Origin of the sequence: Geobacter sulfurreducens PCA, assembly GCF_000007985.2 — a bacterium.
GTDB lineage: Bacteria > Desulfobacterota > Desulfuromonadia > Geobacterales > Geobacteraceae > Geobacter > Geobacter sulfurreducens.
This window is the reverse complement of sequence record NC_002939.5, coordinates 1,802,849-1,825,318: the sequence shown is the minus strand read 5'-3', so window position 1 is coordinate 1,825,318 and position 22,470 is coordinate 1,802,849. Positions and strand designations below refer to the sequence as shown.

Sequence of the window (22,470 nt, the reverse complement as noted above, 5' to 3'; positions counted from 1 at the left end):
TACCCTGAGCATGGTATATGAAGAGACCCCCGCCCGGGCATGCCCGAACGGGGGTCTCTCGTGTCACGTCCTCAGCCTTTCGGCGGAGGCGCTTCTACCTGGTGATCTACCGGTACTCAGGCATTTCGTCAAACTGCAGGTATTTGTAAATCGCATCCTTCTTCGGCTCCACCTTCTCCTTGATCGCGGCGAAATACTCCTCCTTGGTCGGGATGCGGCCGAGGTTGGTGCAAATGGCACCGAGTTCGGCGGAGCCGAGGAATACCTGCGCTCCGTCGCCCATCCGATCGTCGAAGTTACGGGTGGAAGTGGAGAACACGTTTGACTTGTCGGGAACGCGGGCCTGGTTCCCCATGCAGAGGGAGCAGCCTGCGATCTCAATCCGGCAGCCGACGGCGCTGTAGATGGAGAAAAGTGCCTCATCCTTGAGTTGCTGCTGATCCATGCGGGTCGGCGGGCAGATCCAGGTACGGACGCTCGGGTTGAACTTCTGGCCGCGCCAGATCTCGGCAGCGGCGCGGAAGTGGCCGATATTGGTCATGCAGGAGCCGAGGAACACGTCGTTGATCGGGGTGCCGGCCACATCGGAGAGGAGTTTCACGTCATCCGGATCGTTGGGGCAGGCCAGAATCGGCTCGGTGATTTCGGCCAGATCGATCTCGATCACATCGGCATAGGCGCCGGTCTCCGCGGCGTTCTTGTCGGCTTCGAGAAGCTGCGGGTTCTTCAGCCACTCGTTGACCGCATCGATACGGTTCTGGAGGGTCTGGGCATCCTGGTAGCCGTCGGCGATCATCTTCTTCATGAGGGCAACGTTGGAGCGTAGATAGGTGGCAACCGACTCCTTGGAGAGCTGGATGCAACCGGCAGCGGCTGAACGCTCGGCAGCGGCATCGGTCAGCTCGAATGCCTGCTCCACGGAAAGATCGGGCAGACCTTCCATCTCAAGGATGCGGCCGTTGAAGATATTGATCTTGTTCTTCTTGGGCACGGTCAGCTTGCCCTGCTTGATGGCCCAGTAAGGAATGGCATTGACCACGTCGCGCAGGGTGATGCCCGGATTCAGTTTGCCTTTGAACCGGACCAGGACCGATTCAGGCATATCCAGCGGCATGAAGCCCATGGCGCCGGCAAAGGCCACGAGGCCCGAACCTGCCGGGAAGCTGATACCGATGGGGAACCGGGTATGGGAGTCACCGCCGGTACCGACGGTGTCCGGGAGCAGCAGACGATTCAGCCAGGAGTGGATGACGCCGTCGCCGGGCTTGAGGGGCACGCCGCCACGCTCAATGATGAACTCAGGCAACGTTTTGTGCATCTTCACGTCTGCCGGTTTCGGATAGGCGGCGGTGTGACAGAAGGACTGCATGAACATGGGCGAGAGGAACTTGAGGCAGGCCAGTTCCTTGAGCTCGTCGGCCGTCATGGGGCCGGTGGTGTCCTGGGATCCGACCGTGGTCATCTTGGGCTCACAGGCTGTGCCCGGCAGTACGCCGGTCACGCCGCAGGCCTTGCCGACCATCTTCTGGGCGAGGGAGTAGCCCTGACCAGGCTTCGGCTCAGGGTTCACCGGCTTGGTGAAGACATCGGTGTCGCCAAGGCCGAGGGCCTTGCGGGCTTTCTCGGTAATAGCGCGGCCGATGATGAGCGGGATACGGCCGCCGGCGCGGAACTCGTCGGCCAGGGTGTTGGGGTTCAGTTTGAAGGTGGAGATGACCTCACCGGCAGCGTTGGTGATTTCCCCCTTCTTGGTGTTGATGGTAATCACGTCGCCGTCATTCATCTTGGTAACGTCGGCCTTGAGGGGCAGTGCACCGGAGTCCTGGGCGGTATTGAAGAAGATCGGGGCGATGACGCCGCCGATAATGACGCCTGCGGTCTTTTTGTTGGGCACGCAGGGGATATCCTGGCCCATGTGCCAGAGGACCGAGTTACAGGCCGACTTGCGGGAGGAACCGGTACCGACCACGTCGCCGACAAAGGCAACCTGGTGACCGGCGGCACGCCAGTCGGCAATATCCTTCAGGCGACCGGGGAAACGGGTTTTGCCCATGGCAAGCGCATGCAGCGGGATGTCGGGGCGGCTCCATGCGTCGCCCGCCGGAGAGAAGTCATCGGTATTGATCTCGCCTTCAACTTTGAAAACCTTGACCGAGATGGTCTCGGGTACGCCGGGACGATTGGTGAACCACTCGGCGTTGGCCCAGGATTCCAGAACCTTCTTGGCGGCGGCGTTGCTCTTGCTAAGCTCAACTACCTGATCGAAACCGTCATAGACAAGGGTCATGCCGGAAAGGGCGCAGGCGGCCTCGTCGGCCAGTTCTGCACTCTTCAGGGCCTCTACCAGAGGAGACACGTTGTAACCGCCGATCATCGTACCCAGGATGCGGACAGCGTCAACCTTGGAGACAAGGGGAGATGTCTTGGTTCCGGCAAGGATCTCGGCCAGAAAGGCGGCCTTGACTTTGGCAGCGGGGTCAACACCAGGGGAGACTCGTTCCTTCAGGAGGTGGAGCAGGAATTCTGCTTTTCCGGCCGGAGGGCTCTCCAGCAGCTTGCACAGATCAGCGGTCTGCTCGGGGTTCAGCGGCAGGGCGGGAATACCCTGGGCCTTGCGTTCGGCTTCGTGGGCGAGATAGGCTTCGATCATAGTCCATTCCTCCTGTGGTTTTACTACTTGAATAGGTTGTTATTTCGGGATGTTGATACGCTCTTGCCCCAAGGGGGAAATGGATACTGTATACAATTTTTGCAATGGGTTGTCAATTGCTTAAGTGGGTTTAAGAAGTAATCATCCCGTGGAATCAGAAGAGAAAAAAGAGCCGGGACAACGCGTATCGTCGCCCGGCTCGCTTTCCGTCCAATGCAGGTATTGCTATTACACCGTCACGTTATTCGTGCGGCGACCTCTTCCGGCGTCAACGGGACTTCCACCTGGACACCGGTGTCCATTGCCTTGAGTACAGCCGCCCCTATTGCCAACTCATCACCACCGATGATCAGGGTAAAACGCGCGTTGAACTTGTCCGACCGGCGCATCTGGCTCTTGAGGCTCTTGCCTTCATAGTCCATTTCCACGGCCACCCCGTTTCGCTGCAGGCCGCACATGAGGCGAAACGCCTCGTCCTGGGCCTCCTCGCCAAGGGCGGCTATGAAGAGATCCGGCCGGCCGACGAAGTGTTGGTCCCCCAGCAGGAGGGCTATCCGCTCCACCCCCATGGCAAATCCAATACCGGGAATGGCGGGCCCGCCAAGGTCAGAGATAAGACCGTCGTACCGGCCTCCAGCAGCAACCGCGCTCTGAGCACCAAGCAGGCCGGTCACCAGTTCGAAGGTGGTTCGGGTATAGTAATCAAGCCCGCGGACCATCCGGTTATTGATGCTGTAAGTGGTGCCTGCCCGCTCCAAATGGCGTCGGGTAGCGGTGAAATGATCGTCGCAGCCTGCACAGAGGCTATCAAGCATGGCCGGAGCGGAGGCGGTCGCCTCCTTGCAGTGGGCCGATTTGCAGTCAAGCGCACGCAGGGGATTGGTCTGATAGCGGCGCTTGCAGTCTTCGCAGAGGCTGTCGAGCCGTTCCCGGAGGAAATCGATCAGGGCTTGACGATATGCGGGACGGCATTCGGGGCATCCGAGGGAGTTGATCTGAAGTGTCGGTTCAGTCAGTCCAAGCTCGGCGAAATAGTGGCAGAGCATGGTGAGAACCTGGGCATCGACCTTGGGGTCGGTAACTCCGGTCACCTCGGCACCGATCTGGTGGAACTGGCGGTAACGCCCTTTCTGGGGCCGCTCGTATCGAAACATGGGGCCCATGTAGTAGAGCTTTGCCACCGGATCCTGGGCATAGAGCTTGTGCTCTATGTACGACCTCATTACGCTTGCTGTCCCTTCAGGACGCATGGTTACAGCGTTCTCTCCCTTATCCACAAAGGAGTACATTTCTTTTTCCACGATATCAGTGGTATCGCCGATGGACCGCCGGAACAATTCGGTTTTTTCAAGAATCGGGATGCGGATCTCCGAAAATCCGTAGAGACTGAAAACCCGGCGTGCTGTGGCTTCGATGTGCTGCCACCGCTCCACTTCCCCGGGAAGAATGTCGTTGAATCCCTTGATACCTGTAATCATGTACGTACCTACTCCTTTAATTGCATTGAAACACACTCAAGGTCAACGGATTGCCGTTGCCCGGAATACACGGTTTTTGCCCTCTTCCTTGCCCCTATACATGGCTTTGTCCGCCAGTTCGAGAAGTTCCATTTTGGACTGGGTGTCAAGGGGATAACAGGCGTAGCCGAGACTTGCGGTGAGCCGGACATCGAGCCCTTCAGAGGCCAGAAAGTGGTGGTCCTCGATGGAGCGACGAATCCTTTCAGCCACGGTTGCAGCGCCCTTTTCACCGGTTTCCACCAGAATTATGGTGAACTCGTCGCCACCGTAGCGAATGATTACATCGACCTCACGGACCGACTTCTTGAGCAATTGACCTACTTCATGGAGGACCTGGCTCCCAAAAAGATGGCCGTGGGTGTCGTTGACTCCCTTGAAGTGGTCCATGTCGATGAAGATCATGGAAACTACCGAGCCGAATCGGTCAGCCCGCTTCAACTCCCGGTCCAGCGAGATGTCAAGGTAACGGTAGTTGAAGAGTCCCGTGAGTTCGTCAACATAGAGCATGTCGCGGGCGCTGGAGTAACGCAGGGCGTTGTCGAAGGCAAGCGATGCCTGCTCCAGCAAAAACTGGATGCTTTTATGTTTGAACACGGCAGGGAACGGCTTGCCCTGGTCATTGACCAGCAGAAGCACTCCCTGCAGGAGCGTACGCTGGCGGATGCTAACCACAAGGGCGCCATTAATCCCCGCAGTTCGCAGGAGACCATCGGAAAAATGGGAACCGTCGAGCCGTCGAAAGCCCCCTGCCGTCTCCGCGGCGTCACTGCAAAGGGTAAGAGCTTTTTCGGCAAGAGCGGCTGCAACTTCAGGCTCAAGCCCCCTCAGCTCCTTGAGGGCGTGGGGTTCGCTCTTTTCGGGAAAGAGGCCGATAGCGCGTGAAACTCCGACCTCCTTGCAGAAAGCATCGACCACAACCGCAGAGAGCCGTTCCAAGTCGATACAGTTGGCTATGTTCTGCCCAACTTGAAAAAGATTCAGCAGCTCCTTGAGCTCGTAGTTTTCGTTGATAAGCCTCCGCTGCTCAAAGCAAAGTGCCACGGTGTGCTTGAATTCATCATGGTTGAACGGTTTGAGAATATAATCGCGGGCACCATTCTTGAGGGCATAGACGGCCGATTCGAGGTTGGCGTGACCGGTGACGAGGATGACATCGACGTTCGGAGCTTTCTGCTTGACGCGGGACAACACCTCGATACCGCTCATTCCGGGCATGACCAGGTCGGTAATGACGAGGTGGTATTCTTGCTTCTCAAGCCGCTTCAACCCCTCGGTGCCCGATGCCACGGTATCGACCTCGTATCCCTCCTCTTTCAGGAGATCAACATACATCTGACGAAAAAAACGGTCATCTTCGACAACGAGAATCCGTTCCATGCACAACTCCCGGGGTAGTGGCAAGTCTTCCCAAGACTATCAGATAATGCGGTCCACTTGTCAACGAAAATGCCCTTTCGCGAAGGTACCCACCGCCCACGTCTCCCCGGTGAAGGTAACCTGCACCGTACCATCCCGGTCAGTACGATAAACATCTATCCCGCGGGCTACCAGGCGGGTGAGCGTTTCAGGTGCGGGAAGCCCGAAGTTGTTTCTGCGCCCGGCGGAAATCAGGGCCACTTGAGGCGATGCTGCGTCGAGAAAGCAAGGGGATGATGAGTAGCGGCTGCCATGGTGCGGCACCTTCAGCACCGTGCAACGCAGACGCGCCGGATCGTTCGCAAGGACATCCTCGGCCGGAGCACCGATATCGCCGGTGAACAGGATGGACGTGCCGCCAAGGGCAAGTCTGAAAACCAGTGAATCATCATTATCAGCCCCCTTCCCCGGGCTCTTGTCGCATGGCCAGAGCGGTTCCACCCGAGCACCGCCGACAGTGAACGGCGCTGTTGCGGCGGACAGGTGCTTGATGGGCACTCCCTGCGCGACCAATCGGGCCCTCAACTCTGCCAGTGACGTGTTTTCCGTGGACTGCCCCGTTTCCCAGAACTCACCAACGGGCATAGCCGTTGCCAGATAGAGAAGGCCTTCCAGGTGGTCGGGATGAGGGTGGGTCAATACAAGATAATCGATAGATTCCACCCCCATACTCCAGAGAGCAGGCACAAGAAGTCGTTCCCCCACATCGGTTCCGCCTCCATGAACGGCTCCTCCCCCGTCCACCAGCATGATCTTGCCGTCGGGAAGAGAAACGAGCGTTGACTCCCCCTGCCCTACACTCAGAAAGGTGATTACGAGCTTGGCATCGCCTCCCGCCATGGCAGGCAAGTGAAGAGCGGAAAGTGCTAAGGCGCCAATTCCTGCGACCAGGATCCGCGCACGGCGACCGGGCAGCAAAGTTAATCCCAGCAGCACCAGAAACGACACGAGCAGATCACTCCTGGTGACGCTGTGAAGGGGGACCGGGGGAATCCGTGCCAGCCACTCGATAATCCGGTTGGACAATGCAACGAGCCAGGAAGCAATAGTAATGAGCGGCCCGGCCGCAACCGGGGCAACCGCAATGAGCGGCAACGCGGCGAATCCGGCCACCACCGCTCCGTACCCCATCAACGGTACGATGAAAACGTTGCTGATAATCCCTGCCACAGTTGCCCGATGAAAGGCATGCCCCACGGGAAGAAACGTGACGAGGGTCGCTGCAGTCGAAGCGGCCAGCAGCAGGATGACGTTCTTGACCACTCCATTATCCAGAGTGCACAACGGATGAGTGAAAACCGGCGTCAGGACCACAAGTCCCCAAAGGGCGAGAAACGACAACTGGAAGGAAATATCGAACAGCGACGGGGGATTGGCAGCGAGCATTGCGAGGGCCGCCATGGTCAATACGTTGATCGGGTCTGTTTCACGCTCCAGCCAGAGCGCGAGGGTGATTACGGCTATCATCAGCACGGAACGGACCGTGGCCGGGGCGGCACCGGAAAGAAACAGGTAGAATGTAACAGGGGGAAGTGTCGCCAGCAGTGCTGTCCGCCGCAGGTTGAATTGCAGGGCAAGGCGCTCGAAGCGACTGAGCAGTAGAAGCAGAGCCCGGTAGATGACCAGAGCAATAATTCCCACATGGAAACCGGAGATTGAGAGGATATGATTTACACCGGCACGTGCGTAGGCCTCTTCCAGCTTTTTAGAGACGAATCCCCGCTCCCCCAGCAGGAGCGCCCGGAGAACGCCTCCTTCGTTGGGAGAATACCGACCGATGACATCGCCGAGCTTGGCTGCCGATCGATCGAAAAAACGTTGCACCGGAAAGGCCACTGCTTGTCGCATCAACAGGATATCGTCGGCATGCCTTACAAACGCCGTGGCGTGGATGTCCCGATACGCCAGGGAGCGCCGATAGTCATATTCGCCCGGAATTCCATAATTGGAGGGCTCTGCAACCTTGGCCCGAAAACGCACCCGATCACCAGTGAGAAACGGTACCATTCCTGCCTTCACATAGACTATGAGCCGTCCGCTTGCGGGCAGTGTCGAACCGGCGGCTATGACAGATTCGGCGGCCAGGCAAAACTTCCCTTCACTGGGGCGGACGTCGGGCCGTGAATCGACAATACCTTCGATGATTACCGGTCCGTAGCCGGTGTATCTGGCCACATGGGTAGACGACAGATCCGGATAGAGAAAAGGGGCAAGGGACGAGGCTCCCCAGACGAAAAAGGTGAGCCCGACAGCAACTATAAGAGGGACTGCGCTCCTGAAGAAAATGAGCGCCGTTGAACCCGCAAGGCAAAGCCAGGCAAGCCAGGGAGGGAACATCAGATCAAAATGGTGCGTGGCGCACAAACCTCCCATTAGGCCGAGCAGCGGCACGAGGAAAGGCCGTTGATGCACTCGATATCCCTACCGGCCGCCCCGCACCGTGCCGAACGGATGCATGAGGAGGGAAACTGGCTTGGCAACGGCACGTGCCGCCATGAGCACCTCACTCGCGGCGGCAGTCATCGCAGTATTTTTGTGACAAACAGGGTTCATCACACAAGACACGGGCTACTCCCTTGAAAGTTTTGGGTAATTTTGGCACCTTATAGCACAGCTTCCTCCATTTGCCAATTGGCATTGGAATGTTATTACTATATACATAAAGAAAATGCGTGGGATATCAGAAGTCATTTGCAGCGTGTCGCCAGTGCCGGACTCAGGCACCATGGAGTCTTTTTTGCCCCCTCCGCTTCGTGTACTCATACTTGAAGACTCGGAAGATGATTACTTCCTCCTCGTGAGAGCTCTCAAGCGCGAGTTCGATATCGTCCCCGAGCGGGTTGATTCGGAAGAGTCGCTCCGCGCCAATCTCTGCGAAAAGAGATGGGATATCGTATTGTCGGATTATTTCATGCCACAATTCGATGCCTTGGCTGCCTTAACCCTCATCCAGAGCATGAACCTGGATATCCCCTTCATCATCGTTTCGGGCAAAATCGGGGAATTTGAAGCGGTTAAAGCGATGAAAGCCGGCGCTCATGACTATATCATGAAGGGCGATTATACCCGCCTGATCCCCGCTATCCGCCGAGAACTCCGCGAAGCCGTGATCCGGCAGGAACAACGTCGGACCGACCACGAACTCCGCGAACAACTCCACTTCCGACAGGCGCTGATTGACGCCATTCCCGCCCCTATCTACTTCATGGATACCACGGGAATTTTCCTTGGCTGCAACAAGGCGTTCGAGGCATTTTCGGGCCACACTCAGGATGAAATCGTCGGGAAGACAATCTATGACCTGATGCCCCCCTCGCTCGCAAAGCACACTGACAGTGCGGACAGGGAGCTGTTCGAGCACGGTGGCATCCAGATCTACGAGAGTGTCATATCCTTTGCCGACGGTGCACTCCATGACGTGATCTTTTATAAAGCCACGTTCACCACAACAGAAAAAAACATCGGCGGCCTTGTAGGGACCATCCTCGACATTACCGAAAGGAAGCAGACTGAGGAAAGACTTCGTTACATGAGCACCCACGACACACTGACGGGACTTTACAACCGAGCCTATTTTCAGGAAGAAATGGAGCGACTTGAGCAGGGAAGGCAATTCCCGGTCAGCGTAGTCGTATTTGACGTGGACCGGCTGAAATACGTCAATGACAGCCAGGGACACGCTGCGGGGGACGAATTGCTGATTCGAGCTGCCTTGGTGCTCAAAGGCGCCTTCCGTGCCGAAGACGTGGTGGCGAGAATAGGAGGAGACGAATTCGCCGTTCTCCTTCCCTCAGCAGACGCCGATGTAGTGCAGGAAGCCCTGCGAAGAGTGATTGGCAAAATAGAGCAGAGCCAGACGGAAGACCATCCTGTTCCCCTCAGTATCTCTTTCGGCGCTGCAACGGCCAGCAAGGGCGACCGCCTCGAAGAGGTACTCAAGCTTGCCGACCGTAGAATGTACGAGAATAAGTTTAAAAAATGCTGCGTATTACCTGCATAAATTGCACTCATGCTGTCTCCTTCCCCGTTAAATAGACAGCTGTTGGGCCATACAAATGGATCGACAGTGCTAAACGTATCCTGATTTTTGCCGATGAGACATTAAGAAGCAGTCCATTCCGGGATTGTTCACCGAAACGGAGCACGAATTATGGAGTTGCCACCTCTTCGCGTGGTGATCGTTGATGACTCTTCCCTGGATGCCGAGCTGATCCTCAGGGAACTTAATCGCAGCTTTGCGACCGAATTCGTGCGCGTGGACACCCCCAGCGGCATGAGCTCCGTGATTGAGGCTGAGCCATGGGACGTAATAGTCTCCGACTATTTCATGCCCCAGTTTAGCGGACTTGATGCCATTGCCCTGCTGAAGAAACTCAACAAGGATATCCCGATCATCATCGTCTCCGGCAAGCTGGGTGAAGATTCGGCGGTTGAGACCATGCGCGCCGGGGCAAGCGACTACATACTCAAAGACAACCTTGCCCGCCTGGTGCCGGCCATACACCGGGAACTAAATGAATTGTCGGTCCGCCGGCAGAAAAGGCGGGCAGAAGAAGAGCTCCGCAAGCTTTACCACGCCGTTGAACAGAGCCCTGTTTCAATTGTCATTACTGATCGGGAAGGCACCATCGAATATGTTAACCCGAAATTCAGCAAACTGACCGGATATGATTCCCACGAGGCCATTGGTCAGAATCCCCGCATCTTAAAATCGGGAGAAACCCCGGCAGAGGAATACCAACGCCTCTGGCAATCCATCAAGGCAGGGCACGAATGGCACGGTGAATTCCTCAACAAAAAGAAAAACGGCCAACTTTTCTGGGAGCGGGCCTCCATTTCCGCCATAAAAGACGAAACCGGCACAATCACTCATTTCGTCGGCATCAAGGAGGACATCACGGAGCAACGCAGGACCAAGGAAGCGGAACTCCGCAGCTGGAAGCTCTCCGAGGCCATGGCGTCTGCGAGCCTCTGCTTCCTGGAAACCGAAAACATCAGCAAGATGGCCCAGATACTGGTTGACCGCTGCGTAGAGATCACCAATGCGTCCTTCGGCTTTTTGTACGAACTGGTGTTCGGCGGCGACGCACGTATTCTCGCCGTCTCGTCCACGGCGGCCGTGCCTGCCGGTGGACTCTGTGCCCAGGTAAAGGGACATATCGAGCGTGAAGGTTTTTTTCTCGTCACCCCTAGTGACGGCCTCCTGTTTGAGCCGGTCAAGGCCGGCACGACGGTTCTCACCAACAACCCCACAACCCTGGATCATCTCATTTGCCGCGACAGCGGGAACCTCGGCCAGATCAATTCCTTTCTCGGCACCCCGCTCAAGGTGGGCAGCCGGGTCGTCGGTATGATCGGGCTCACTGACCGGCCGGATGGCTTTACTGACATGGAGCGCCGGGAAATCGAGGCATTCGCCCAGACTGCAGCGCTTGCACTCCATAGCGCCAGGGCTGAGATCGAGCATAAAAAGGCCATGGATCAGCTTCGCCAAGCGCAAAAAATGGAGGCGATCGGCCAGCTCGCCGGCGGGATTGCCCATGACTTTAACAACCTGCTGACGGTCATCAACGGGTACAGCACCCTCCTGATCCATGAGATGCCCAACGACTCACCGTTCAAGGTTGAAGTCGAGCATATTCTCCAAGCCGGCGAGCGGGCGGCGGACCTCACTCATCAGCTCCTCGCCTTCAGCCGGCGCCAAATCCTCGAGCCCAAATACATCGACATCAATCTTCTTGTGAAAAACGTCGAAAAGATGCTGAAACGGCTCATACGAGAGAATATCATCCTCACGACCCGCCTTGCCGAACAGCTTGGGACCGTAAAGGCAGATCCGGGCCAGGTCGAGCAGATCATCATGAACCTTGTGGTCAATGCCCGCGACGCCATGGAGGAGGGAGGCATTCTTACAATAGAAACAGCGAATGTGGAGCTGGACGGCGCATTCGCCCTGAACAATCCCGGGGCAGTCCCGGGGCGCTACATCATGCTCACCGTAACAGATACCGGCATCGGCATGTCGGAGGAAGTGCGGCGCAAGGTTTTTGAACCGTTTTTCACTACCAAGGCTCAGGGCAAGGGAACCGGATTAGGCCTTGCGACGGTCTATGGTATCGTGAAGCAAAGCGACGGTTACATTCAGGTGTTGAGTCAGCCGGGTAAGGGATCATCGTTCCGGGTTTTTCTCCCGCGCGTCCAGGGCAAAAGCGAGGGGGACATCCTGCTGGATGACGCGCCTGAGATGCTGGGGTCTGAATCGGTTCTTGTGGTCGAAGATGAGGAAGGTGTCCTCAATCTTGTGGTCCACACCCTCTCTGCCCGTGGCTACCGGGTGTTCAGTACGGCATCCCCCGTTGAAGCCATGGAGATATTCAGCCGCAACCGGGAGCGGATCTGCCTCCTTGTGACCGACGTGATCATGCCGGGGATGAGCGGCCCCCTCCTGGCAGAAAACCTCAGAGGGCAGCGAGAGGATCTCAAAATATTGTTCATGTCGGGGTATACTGATGATACCGCAATACCAAGCGAGGCGTCGGATGAACGGACTTCCTTCATCATGAAGCCGTTCACCCCCGATGCGCTGGCCGGAAAAGTTCGCGAATTGCTCGGCACTGTTTCGTGATTATACCGGCATACAGGAGGGAAACCACATGAAAGCCACAATCCTGACGGTCGACGATGAGGAGATGATCAGGGACCTGCTGGTGACGGCGCTGTCCCGCGAGGGCTACGACTGTTTCCAGGCCGGAAGTGCCGACGAAGCGCGGGATGTGTTGCTGAACAACCGGGTGGAACTCGCCCTGCTGGATATCATGATGCCCGGCACATCCGGGGTCGATTTGCTCAAGGAAATAAAGAAGATCAGTGCTGACACGGTTGTGCTGATGGTAACCGCCATCAGCGACATGGAAACGGCCATGCGCTGCATCCACCTGGGCGCCGATGACTACATTCTGAAACCCTTCGACATCGAGCGGGTTCTGCTCACCATCAAAAACTCCCTGGAAAAGCAGCGCCTGCTGATTGAGAACCGGGAGTACCAAGCAAATCTTGAGAAAAAGGTTCTGGAACAGACGGGACAAATCCGCTCGGCCATGGAGGAACTCAACCTCACCTACGACCACACGCTCACAACGCTCGTGCGTGCTCTGGATGCCCGCGAAAAGGAAACCGGCTCCCACTCGGAACGAGTCATGAACTACACGATTCTCCTTGCGGAAACCATGGGAATTCGTGCTGCAGAGGTGGCAATCATGGCCCGGGGGGCGCTCCTGCACGACATCGGCAAGATTGGCGTCTCAGACAACATACTGCTCAAACCGGCAAAACTCGACGAAGTTGAATGGCGCCACATGAAACAGCACCCGCAGATGGGATACGACATCCTCTCAGGGATCAAGTTCCTCAAGGCTCCGGCGGAAGTGGTCTACGCCCACCATGAGCGTTACGACGGAACCGGCTACCCAAAAGGGTTGCGCGGAAGCGAAATCCCGCTCGGCGCCCGGATATTCTCCCTGGTGGACACTCTTGACGCCATGACCTCGGACAGGCCCTACCGCAGGGCACTGCCGTTTTCCGCAGTGTTGGCCGAAGTCGAGCGCTGCATCGGCAGTCAGTTCGACCCCTCGATTGCCGCTACGTTCCTGTCCATTCCAAAGGATAAATGGGAAAAGGCGGGCAAGCGGCTGTTTCTTGACTAGGGGAAGTCCCGCATAGTCCCAGATCATCCCGGAACCTGCAACGCGAGCCCCTTAGCGCAACGGACCGCCCGTACGACTCGTGACCAACCACCGGCGATACCGGCTGTCACCCTTCCGAGCGGGCCAATCGGTCGCGTAGGGTATTTCTACTTATGCCGAGAAGGCGGGCCGCCACTACCTGATTGTTGCCGCATCGTTCAAGGGCCAGCCGGATCAATGCTCCCTGCAGACTACTGCTGACGGTTTCGAACACGGCCCCTTTGCTCTTCCGGCACAGGGTATCAAACTCCGGCTCTAGAACCTTCCTGAAAAATCCGAAGTAATCGTCACCCACACCTCCCTCGACCTTTCGCGGCAACACGGCAGCGGGCAGTAGTGGCGCGAAGTCCTCGGGCATGAGAAAGTCTCCCTTGCAGAGGACAGTTGCCGAATTGATGACATTTTTCAGCTCGCGGATGTTTCCTTCCCAATGTCCCACCTTCAGCATCTCCAGTGCCCTGGGGGCGATTCCTTTGATCTTCTTGCCGTGTTTCCGGGAAAAGGTCTTGATGAACAAATCAGTCAGAAGGGGGACGTCCTCGACCCGCTCCCGCAGGGGCGGCAGGTAGAACGAGACCACGCGCAGACGATAGAGGAGGTCGAGACGGAAGGCTTTTTCCTTCACGGCCTGCACTAGGCTGCGATTAGTGGCAGTGAGCACGCGCACGTCGACCCGAACCGTCTCGTTCCCCCCCACCCTCTCGAACTCCTGGTTCTCAAGCACCCGCAGGAGCTTCCCCTGGTTGGCGAGGCTCATCTCCGCCACTTCATCGAGAAAAATCGTTCCGCCGTTGCACTGTTCGAACTTGCCGATGCGACGCGAGTGGGCATCGGTGAAGGCACCCTTTTCGTGGCCGAACAGTTCGCTTTCAAGCAGCGTTTCGGGCAGAGCCGCACAGTTGACCGCAAGAAACGGACGGTGGCGCCGACGTGAATAGTGGTAAATGGCTCGGGCGAGAAGCTCCTTGCCGGTACCGCTCTCCCCCTGAATCAGCACCGATGCATCCGAATCGGCGACCCTCCCGACCATCTTCCAGACTTCGAGCATCTCCGGCGAAGACCCGATCATCACGTCTTCATAATCGACATCGTCGTCGATACCGCCGCCGCCACCGGTGAAGCGGACCGTCCGGGTCATGAGGTTGCATTCGACGGCCTTGCGGACCGTCTCGGTCAGAGCCGGCAGGTTGAACGGCTTGATAATGTAATCGTAGGCTCCCTGCCGCATGGCCTCTATGGCATTGCGGGTGGCCCGGGAGCCGGTGGTGATGATTACGGCGAGGGCATGGTCGAGCCGTTTCGCCTCACGCAGCACATCGAGCCCCGAGGCGCCCTCAAGGTTCAGATCGATGATGGCCACGTTCGGATGTTCAGCAGCGATGATGCGATAGGCCTCCCGATCCTGGCTGACGGTAAAGACTTCATAGCCTTCGGCGCCGAAGACCTGCTTCAGTTGTTCAAGAACCACCGAATCGTCGTCGAGTACCAGAAGTTTGGTCCCCATACTCCCTCCATACAATGCATTGGATCCGCATTTATCACTTAATTACAATATTCAACAATTACAAGAAGTTGCACGCGGCCACTAAAAAAGGGGCCTCCGACATCGGCAGGCCCCCCATAATGCTTACAATTGCACCAGCACACTACTCTTCATCCTCTTCGCCGTATTCATCAACGCCGAACGCTTCATCATAGCCGAGGTCGTCGGCGCCTTCAGCATCGTCGAGTTCCTCGGCGAAATACTGCTCGGGTGAGCGGTCATCATCCGCAATGGCCTCAAACCGTGCCAGCAGGTCACCCTTGGTGCAGTAACGTCCGTCGCGATGACCGCACACATCGGCGGCACCCACTTCGCAGAGATCGAACAGCTGGATCTCCGAACAGAGTCTTGGCTGCTTTTGGCTCTCTTCCATGATCATCCCCCTCTTGGTTGAAACTGCGGCATGAATCAGCCGCCCATGAACTCCATGGCCGTGGCTACGTCATTGGAGCAACCAATGAAAATGGGAGCCCGCTGGTCGAGAGATTGCGGCTCGATGTCGAGGATGGGCGTCTTGCCGTCAGTGGCCGCCCCTCCTGCATTTTCGATGAGGTAAGCCATGGGGTTCAGCTCGAAAAGTACGCGCAGTTTGCCGTTAGGTGAACCGTTGAGGGCAGGATACATGAAAATACCCTTCCCTTTCATCAGTACCTGGTTGATGTCGGGCACAAAGCCGCCCGAATAGCGAAGCTTGGATCCCTTACTCTCAAGGTGCTGCACGAATTTTTCCGTTTCCGGCAGGTACTTTTTGCGCAGTCCGCCAGGGGAGTAGATGTCTCCGTCCGGCTTCATGGTGACGTTCTCCCGGCTCAGGGTGTACTCCATGAGATGGTTCATGGTGAACTCGTGAACGCCTTTGCCCACGGAATACACCAGCGAAACACGGGGGCCGTAGAGTATGTACATGGCTGCCACCTGATTACGCCCCTTCTGGAGCAGGTTGCACCCTTCGTAAATCGACACGATGGTTCCCACGGCAAGATTCACATCAACGAGCGACGAGCCGTCGAGGGGATCGTACGCCACCGAGTAGAGACCGTCGGCGTCGGCCTGGGCCTGGAAGATCTCATCCATCTCCTCGGATGCAATGTTGCAGACAACTCCTGAATGGATGAGCCGTTTTCTGATGATCCGGTCCGAAAGCACGTCCAGGGCCAACTGCTCCTCACCGTAGAGGTTCGAGGTACCGGCCACGCCGAGATCACCGGTGCGGACTGCGTTGATCACATACTTGCTTGCCTCGGCAATCTCGCAGATCAGGTGCACGAGGTTATCGCTGATATCCTGATTTCGCAGATGACGGCGTAGGTCTACCTGGAATTTCGTCTTGCCCGGCTCGCTGAACGGCATTCGCATCCTCCTGAAGTATCGGATAGGTGAAAACGCTCAAAGATTACATGTAAACATGGCGTAGAATCAAGCGAAATGTAACCTCTGCAGCCCATGCCGCCGTTGGGTCGACACGTACTTGCGATTGCAAACCGGGGCTCAACCGCTATACTAAGAGCTTGTTCGCAACTAACGTTGCACGGAATCGTTCCCGCGTGCGCAACTGATGCGACCGGGCCGATTAAGCACAACCGCAGGCGTAGCAGAACTGCATCAAGGATTGTGCGAGGACCTGCATGCCGTGACGGCGCGAGGCGTACCCTCACCGCTCTGGTTGCACCAAGCTCTAAAACGCGAAACTGATCTGATGGAGGTCCCATGCAGGCCAGCACGAGACGAACGTTTCTCGGATATTGCCTCGGCGCCATCGCCCTTGCAGGTGGTGCGGCGGCAACCTACCCCGTGTTTCGCTATCTCGCCCCGCAGGGTGAGAGCAACAGTGGCAGCAAGGTGACCTTCCCCGAAACGGAAATCCCGCCCGATGGGGCAAAATTCTTCGATTTCCACGGCACTACCGGCGTCGTTGTCAAAACGCGGGCCGGCGGTCTGATGGCCCTGTCCGCCGTCTGTACCCACCTGGGGTGCATCGTCCAGTGGGAGAAGGAGAAGCAGGACTTTCTCTGCCCCTGCCATGGCGGCCGTTTCAGTGCCGATGGATCAGTCCTTTCGGGACCTCCGCCCAAGCCGCTCGCCCGGCTTCCTCTCGCCGTGGAAAACGGCATCGTTACCATCGGATAGGAGGCCACATGTCTCTGCCGGATAAACTCCGAGAATGGTTCGAAGTGCGCCTCGGTATAGCAGAACTGGTTGAGAAACGCCTGACCGGCTATCTGCTGCCCCGCAACATCAACGCTTGGTACTCCCTGGGAAGCGTCCTGCTGGTAATCTTCGGCATCCAGGTGGTCACCGGCATCCTGCTTCTCATCTACTACGTTCCGGACGCGGACAAGGCATTTCGCAGCGTCACCGCCATAATGAACGACGTTCCTTTCGGGTGGCTCATCCGGATGTGCCATGCGGTCGGTTCAAACATGATGGTGGCGGTGCTGCTGCTCCACATGCTGTCGGTCCTGTTCATGGGGAGCTACAAGCGCCCGCGGGAACTGAACTGGCTCACGGGATTCATCCTTTTCAACCTGGTATTGGGAATATCCCTTACCGGCTACCTCCTCCCTTGGAGCCAGCTCTCATTCTGGGCAACCACCGTGGCCACCAACAGCGCCGGCGCCATACCGGTCATCGGCGGCTACCTGGTGGAATTCCTGCGGGGCGGCAAACTCGTCGGACCGCCGACCCTCGGCCGATTCTTCGCCGTCCACGTGGCACTGTTACCGCTTCTTATCGCCGCGCTCATCGGAGCACATCTCTTTTTGCTTGAGCGGATCGGCGTTTCCGCGCCTCCCTTCGGCCTCGCCAATACGCGCACCCGCTGGGCCGGGGACCGGTTCCGCCATGAATCCCATCCGGACGGCATCCCGTTCTACCCCACCTACCTGCTACAGGATGCAACCTCCATTTTCATCTATCTTGCGCTATTCTTCGGCGTGGTATTCTTCAATCCCTACTTGTTCTTTCCCCCCACCGCCTTTATCCCGGCCGATCCATTCAAGACCCCACCTCACATCAAGCCGGAATGGTACTTTCTAGCAAACTATCAGACCCTCAAGGTCTTCCCCAACGAGCTGCTGGGCCTCATGGTTCAGGGGGCGGTCATGAGCTTGCTGGCCCTGCTTCCCTTTATCGACCGCGGCGCAGAGCGGCACCCTCTCAAGCGGCCGCTTTTTCTCGCCTGTTTTATCGGTGGCATCTGCGTTTATCTTGCCATGACCATCTGGGGGCACTACTCATGAGATTCGCGTTCCGTTCACGGGCCGGAGTCCCTTTCATACTTTCGATCCTTGCTCTCTTGGTTGCAACCTTGGAGCCACCGCACGCTCATGCCCTTGAGACGGTCTGCATTCAGTGTCACGGCAGCCAGCCAGGCAAAGGTGGCGTGCCGGTGGGACAGTGGCGGGGCAGCATTCATGAGGAAAACGGCATATCGTGCCACGACTGCCACGGCGGAGATCCCCGCGATGCGGTCAACGCCATGAGCCCTGCCCGGGGATTCATCGGAGCCCCGGCAGAACAACAGATCCCGGCATTCTGCGGTCGATGTCATGTGGGAATCACGGAAGATTATCTGAAGAGCGCCCACGGCAAAGCTCTCGGAACCGGCGGTCCTACCTGCGTCACCTGCCACGGATCACACCGCGTAGCGGCTGCAACCCTCGACATTATCAATGAAAACCGTTGCGGCACGTGTCACTCCTTTGATCGGGCAGCGGCAATCAAAGATGCCATGACCCGTACCGAGGCCATGATTGCAGTCATAGATGCAAAGATCCGCCTGCTCAAAGGGGAAGGAGTCGACACGGACAGCAGGGAAAAAAGCCTGTTCGCTCTCCGCAATACCTTCCGTCGCCTCTTTCATGAAGTCGACACCGCCCGCGTCGAGCAGGAATCGGGACGAATCCGCTCTGAACTAAGCGCCATCGACCAGTCCCTGGCACTCTATGACCAAGCAAAGCAACGGCGCAAATTCATAGGTGCCATTGTGGTAGGGGCACTCCTACTGGCGGCACTTTTTTCCCACCTTCTTAAAAAGACCTGGAACTAATCCCAGATCTGTCCGGACTGTATTGCATGGCTCACGGTCCGGTCAGATCTGCTTTTGCGGGTATCGATCGCTCTTCATGATGCACGGTTAATTTTCGCTAATTTTTATCTTTACTCCCGTATTCTTTTTGTGTATACATAACTGCGTTGTTCAAACAGGTTGAGAAATGGAGGTGACGTAACTATCAGCTCGATGCAAGCCGGATGACGCTCCACGTGGAGCGCGCGGCATCAACCTACCCCCCCGAGCCAATACGCTAAGGAGGAACAAATGGTTGTACTTGTACGCTGTATTGACGACACCATCACCGTTGCACTGGAAGCAAACCTGAAGCAGCTTATCCGGGAAGGGAGCATCAAGTCGTTTCTTCGTGCCGGAGAATGGGTCGACGCGGTGACTTCATTGGAAAGAAAGAAGCGCCCTGTCACTCTCAGTGAAGGACGTTACCTCACCCTCGTCTCAGGATTCTGAGCAACATCCTGCCCTCCATACACGGACAATTTTCATACGGACGACCCGACGGTCGTCCGTATTTTTTTATGGTGTAACAGAAAGCAATCTTTTACTATTTCTTTACAGAATTACGTTGACGTAACCAAGCTGTTCATTTACTGCCGTCCACAATCACTGTCCGGTGCTACTCCGCTGGAAACGAGAGGCCTATGACCACGACGCGCTCACTGCCGTTTTTGCTGATTGTTCTTGCCCTTGCCGGTTGCGGGGATTTTGAGTGGTTCCCGGATACCGAGACGAACCAGGGGAGTCTAGGAACCGTCGCCGATGCGGAGCGTAACGCCCCGGTGGTGTCCAAGGCTTTCACCATTACGGGTGGGTCAGCAGCGATCAGCATCGCCAATGGAGAATATTCGATCGACGGCGCCCCCTACACCTCTGCCAGCGGCAATGTACAAACGGGCCAAAGCGTAACCGTGCGTCACATCACCTCAAACGCCTACAGCTCCAGCATGACGACGGTTCTGACCATCGCCAACGAGAGCATTCCCTTTACCAGCGTGACCATGAGCAAACCGCCAGTCTTTGTGAACAGCTCAACGGCCACAGACTTCACGTTTGCCCCCAAGCTCGATGTGGAACCGAACACCGTCATTGTCTCGGACAGCCGGACAATTACGGGGAATACATCTCCGGCGCCCATAAGCATAACCGACGGAGAATACTCCACCAACGGCACCGACTTCACCAGTTCGGCCGGCACCATCAACGCCGGGCAGTCATTGCACGTGCGGCATACCTCCCCAACCACCTATCAGACAATCAAGACGACCCGCCTGACGGTGGGCGGCGTGCGGACCAACTTCTCGAGCATGACCAAAGCGGCGCCCTTTGTAAACTATTCGACGGTGAGCCCGGTCAACGCCGATCCGACCAATGTTATTTCGGTGGCTCAGCCCCTCGCTGCGACAAAGGATTTCACAACCTCTACCCACGTAAGCTTTTCAATCAGATACTTCTTGAATAATTCCTCCAATGAACAGAAAAACATCGGACTAACGATCGCCGGCGCCGATGCCCAGAACCGGCGTATTTATTACGGAACCATCGATGCTGCTGTCCCGGCCAATGCCAATCCCTATACCAGCACGCACAGCTTCGGAGCAGCCCTGACCATTGCCCAGTACAACAGCATCACCCAGTGGCTCGTGACGAAAATCATCATCTACCAATAGCGGGCCGCTGATCCAGAGTGGTCTGCAGAGAAGCGCAAAAGGGCCGGCGGTTTCCCGTCGGCCCTTTTGGGCGTGTAACTACTGTCGCAGTCCTTATACCCGCGTCAACTGCCGGTACTTGATCCGGTGCGGCATGTCAGCGGCGGCACCGAGGCGCTTCTTGCGATCCTCTTCGTATTCCGAGTAGTTTCCGTCGAACCAGACTGCCTGGCTGTCCCCTTCGAAGGCGAGGATATGGGTGGCGATACGGTCGAGGAACCATCGGTCGTGGGAGATTACCACAGCGCATCCGGCGAAGTTTTCCAGAGCTTCTTCCAATGCCCGCATGGTGTTCACATCCAGATCGTTGGTCGGCTCGTCCAGAAGGATGACGTTTCCTCCCTCCTTGAGCATCTTTGCTATATGGACCCGGTTCCGCTCTCCGCCGGAGAGCATCCCCACTTTTTTCTGCTGATCACTCCCCGAGAAATTGAAGCGGGAGACATAGGCGCGGGAATTGACACTCACCTTGCCGAGCTGAAGCGTCTCCTGGCCGCCGGAGATTTCTTCCCAGATACTCTTGTTCGGATCAAGGGCGTCGCGGCTCTGGTCCACGTAGGCGATTTTCACCGTCTCGCCGGTGCGTATGGTGCCGGCATCAGGCTCCTCCTGACCGGTAATCATCCGGAAAAGGGTCGTTTTGCCCGCTCCGTTGGGGCCGATAACACCGACGATCCCGCCGGGCGGCAGACGGAAGCTCATCCCCTCGACCAGCAGGCGGTCCCCGTAGGCCTTGGAGACATTGTCAGCCTCGATGACGATATCACCGAGCCTGGGACCGGGCGGGATATAGATCTCCAGGTCCTTGGCCCGCCTCTCGCTCTCCTGGGACAGGAGCTGCTCGTAGGAACTGATGCGCGCCTTGCTTTTGGCGTGGCGTCCCTTGGGGCTCATCCTGATCCACTCGAGCTCGCGCTGCAGGGTCTTCTGGCGTTCACTCTCCGCCTTTTCCTCCTGAGCCAGGCGGTTCTGCTTCTGATCAAGCCACGAGGAATAATTGCCCTTCCAGGGTATTCCCTCGCCTCGATCGAGCTCAAGAATCCAGCCGGCAACGTTGTCGAGGAAGTACCGGTCGTGGGTGACGGCGATAATCGTCCCGGGGTAGCTCTGCAGGTGATGTTCCAGCCAGGCGACGGTTTCGGCGTCCAGATGGTTGGTTGGTTCGTCCAGCAGAAGAATGTCGGGCTTTTGAAGGAGCAAGCGGCACAGAGCCACGCGGCGCTTCTCGCCGCCGGACAGAACGTTCACCGGCGTGTCGCCGGGGGGGCAGCGCAGGGCATCCATTGCCATTTCCAGGCGCGAGTCCAGATCCCAGGCATCCAGGTGATCGAGCTTTTCCTGCACCTCTGCCTGGCGCTCAAGCAGCTTGTCCATATCAGCGTCGGGATCGGCAAAGGCGGCGGTGATTTCGTTGAATTCGTTCAGGAGATTGACGGTTTCCTGGCACCCTTCCTCGACGATTTCACGGACGGTTTTCGACTCGTCGAGCTTGGGTTCCTGCTCAAGGTAGCCGACGGTGTAACCGGGCGAAAGCACAGCTTGACCGTTGAAGTCTTTGTCGACCCCGGCCATGATCCGCAGCAGCGTCGACTTGCCCGAGCCGTTGAGACCCAGGACACCGATCTTTGCCCCATAAAAATAGGAAAGGGAGATGTCCTTGATGACGGGCTTCTTGTCGTAGTACTTGGACACCCTCATCATGGTGTAGATGATTTTCGTGCTGTCGGTGCTCATGCGTGCGTGCAACCTCCTCGGAGTAAATGACCTTTCTTTTTACCCCGGCGCCCGTGGCATGTCAACGTCGGAGTCGCCGAACGCACAAAG

At 57.2% G+C, this 22,470-nt stretch carries 16 protein-coding genes; 8 read left to right on the top strand and 8 right to left on the bottom strand.

Going from position 1 to position 22,470, the window contains the following annotated elements:
• Positions 1–106: 106 nt before the first annotated feature.
• The 4 genes from acnB to GS_RS08270 form a co-directional block, all read right to left on the bottom strand.
• Positions 107–2,650 (bottom strand): bifunctional aconitate hydratase 2/2-methylisocitrate dehydratase, encoded by a 2,544-nt coding sequence (acnB, locus tag GS_RS08285; protein WP_010942304.1) that lies wholly within the window; start codon positions 2,648–2,650, stop codon positions 107–109.
• Between the two features lie 236 nt (positions 2,651–2,886).
• Positions 2,887–4,128, bottom strand: coding sequence for a histidine--tRNA ligase (hisS, locus tag GS_RS08280; RefSeq protein WP_010942303.1), 1,242 nt, complete (start codon positions 4,126–4,128; stop codon positions 2,887–2,889).
• Between the two features lie 42 nt (positions 4,129–4,170).
• Entirely contained in the window at positions 4,171–5,547 is a 1,377-nt protein-coding gene (locus GS_RS08275) for a GGDEF domain-containing response regulator (protein ID WP_010942302.1), read from the bottom strand.
• A 60-nt stretch (positions 5,548–5,607) separates the two neighbouring features.
• Positions 5,608–7,959 (bottom strand): DNA internalization-related competence protein ComEC/Rec2, encoded by a 2,352-nt coding sequence (locus GS_RS08270; RefSeq protein WP_235045013.1) that lies wholly within the window; start codon positions 7,957–7,959, stop codon positions 5,608–5,610.
• Positions 7,960–8,311: 352 nt separating this feature from the next.
• Between GS_RS08270 and GS_RS08265 the strand changes: the two genes are divergently transcribed.
• The 3 genes from GS_RS08265 (at position 8,312) to GS_RS08255 (ending at position 13,289) form a co-directional block, all read left to right on the top strand.
• The gene (locus GS_RS08265; protein ID WP_238525143.1) at positions 8,312–9,586 is read left to right on the top strand and encodes a sensor domain-containing diguanylate cyclase; all 1,275 of its coding nucleotides are present in this window, start codon (positions 8,312–8,314) and stop codon (positions 9,584–9,586) included.
• A gap of 150 nt (positions 9,587–9,736) precedes the next feature.
• A complete protein-coding gene (locus GS_RS08260) occupies positions 9,737–12,211 on the top strand; it encodes a response regulator (RefSeq protein WP_010942299.1) in 2,475 nt (824 codons plus the stop codon).
• A 28-nt stretch (positions 12,212–12,239) separates the two neighbouring features.
• On the top strand, positions 12,240–13,289 hold the full coding sequence (locus GS_RS08255) for an HD domain-containing phosphohydrolase (protein ID WP_010942298.1): 1,050 nt from the start codon (positions 12,240–12,242) through the stop codon (positions 13,287–13,289).
• A gap of 106 nt (positions 13,290–13,395) precedes the next feature.
• On the opposite strand, the gene GS_RS08250 is transcribed toward GS_RS08255, so the two are convergent.
• The 3 genes from GS_RS08250 to GS_RS08240 form a co-directional block, all read right to left on the bottom strand.
• Entirely contained in the window at positions 13,396–14,832 is a 1,437-nt protein-coding gene (locus GS_RS08250; protein ID WP_010942297.1) for a sigma-54-dependent transcriptional regulator, read from the bottom strand.
• Between the two features lie 142 nt (positions 14,833–14,974).
• A complete protein-coding gene (locus GS_RS08245) occupies positions 14,975–15,244 on the bottom strand; it encodes a hypothetical protein (protein ID WP_010942296.1) in 270 nt (89 codons plus the stop codon).
• Positions 15,245–15,279: 35 nt separating this feature from the next.
• A complete protein-coding gene (locus GS_RS08240) occupies positions 15,280–16,221 on the bottom strand; it encodes a class 1 fructose-bisphosphatase (protein ID WP_010942295.1) in 942 nt (313 codons plus the stop codon).
• 357 nt (positions 16,222–16,578) lie between these two features.
• On the opposite strand from GS_RS08240, the gene GS_RS08235 reads away from it, so the two are divergent.
• The 5 genes from GS_RS08235 (at position 16,579) to GS_RS08215 (ending at position 20,607) form a co-directional block, all read left to right on the top strand.
• Entirely contained in the window at positions 16,579–16,998 is a 420-nt protein-coding gene (locus GS_RS08235) for a ubiquinol-cytochrome c reductase iron-sulfur subunit (protein ID WP_010942294.1), read from the top strand.
• 8 nt (positions 16,999–17,006) lie between these two features.
• Positions 17,007–18,110 carry a cytochrome b gene (locus GS_RS08230; protein ID WP_010942293.1) on the top strand — a complete coding sequence of 368 codons (1,104 nt, stop codon included), beginning with the start codon at positions 17,007–17,009 and terminating at the stop codon, positions 18,108–18,110.
• A 68-nt stretch (positions 18,111–18,178) separates the two neighbouring features.
• Positions 18,179–18,919, top strand: a complete 741-nt coding sequence (locus GS_RS08225) for a cytochrome C (protein WP_235045011.1) — start codon at positions 18,179–18,181, stop codon at positions 18,917–18,919.
• A 270-nt stretch (positions 18,920–19,189) separates the two neighbouring features.
• A complete protein-coding gene (locus GS_RS08220) occupies positions 19,190–19,390 on the top strand; it encodes a GSU3473 family protein (protein WP_010942291.1) in 201 nt (66 codons plus the stop codon).
• 191 nt (positions 19,391–19,581) lie between these two features.
• A complete protein-coding gene (locus tag GS_RS08215; RefSeq protein ID WP_010942290.1) occupies positions 19,582–20,607 on the top strand; it encodes a lipoprotein in 1,026 nt (341 codons plus the stop codon).
• 93 nt (positions 20,608–20,700) lie between these two features.
• Here the strand turns inward: GS_RS08215 and ettA are convergent, their stop codons facing one another.
• The gene (gene ettA, locus GS_RS08210) at positions 20,701–22,380 is read right to left on the bottom strand and encodes an energy-dependent translational throttle protein EttA (RefSeq protein ID WP_010942289.1); all 1,680 of its coding nucleotides are present in this window, start codon (positions 22,378–22,380) and stop codon (positions 20,701–20,703) included.
• Positions 22,381–22,470 lie beyond the last annotated feature (90 nt).

Bases quoted from the DNA above. Each gene is read 5' to 3' on its own strand.
- acnB (WP_010942304.1), bottom strand. From the start codon at position 2,650: ATGATCGAAGCCTATCTCGCCCACGAAGCCGAACGCAAGGCCCAGGGT.
- hisS (WP_010942303.1), bottom strand. From the start codon at position 4,128: ATGATTACAGGTATCAAGGGATTCAACGACATTCTTCCCGGGGAAGTG.
- GS_RS08275 (WP_010942302.1), bottom strand. From the start codon at position 5,547: ATGGAACGGATTCTCGTTGTCGAAGATGACCGTTTTTTTCGTCAGATG.
- GS_RS08270 (WP_235045013.1), bottom strand. From the start codon at position 7,959: ATGGGAGGTTTGTGCGCCACGCACCATTTTGATCTGATGTTCCCTCCC.
- GS_RS08265 (WP_238525143.1), top strand. From the start codon at position 8,312: ATGGAGTCTTTTTTGCCCCCTCCGCTTCGTGTACTCATACTTGAAGAC.
- GS_RS08260 (WP_010942299.1), top strand. From the start codon at position 9,737: ATGGAGTTGCCACCTCTTCGCGTGGTGATCGTTGATGACTCTTCCCTG.
- GS_RS08255 (WP_010942298.1), top strand. From the start codon at position 12,240: ATGAAAGCCACAATCCTGACGGTCGACGATGAGGAGATGATCAGGGAC.
- GS_RS08250 (WP_010942297.1), bottom strand. From the start codon at position 14,832: ATGGGGACCAAACTTCTGGTACTCGACGACGATTCGGTGGTTCTTGAA.
- GS_RS08245 (WP_010942296.1), bottom strand. From the start codon at position 15,244: ATGGAAGAGAGCCAAAAGCAGCCAAGACTCTGTTCGGAGATCCAGCTG.
- GS_RS08240 (WP_010942295.1), bottom strand. From the start codon at position 16,221: ATGCCGTTCAGCGAGCCGGGCAAGACGAAATTCCAGGTAGACCTACGC.
- GS_RS08235 (WP_010942294.1), top strand. From the start codon at position 16,579: ATGCAGGCCAGCACGAGACGAACGTTTCTCGGATATTGCCTCGGCGCC.
- GS_RS08230 (WP_010942293.1), top strand. From the start codon at position 17,007: ATGTCTCTGCCGGATAAACTCCGAGAATGGTTCGAAGTGCGCCTCGGT.
- GS_RS08220 (WP_010942291.1), top strand. From the start codon at position 19,190: ATGGTTGTACTTGTACGCTGTATTGACGACACCATCACCGTTGCACTG.
- GS_RS08215 (WP_010942290.1), top strand. From the start codon at position 19,582: ATGACCACGACGCGCTCACTGCCGTTTTTGCTGATTGTTCTTGCCCTT.
- ettA (WP_010942289.1), bottom strand. From the start codon at position 22,380: ATGAGCACCGACAGCACGAAAATCATCTACACCATGATGAGGGTGTCC.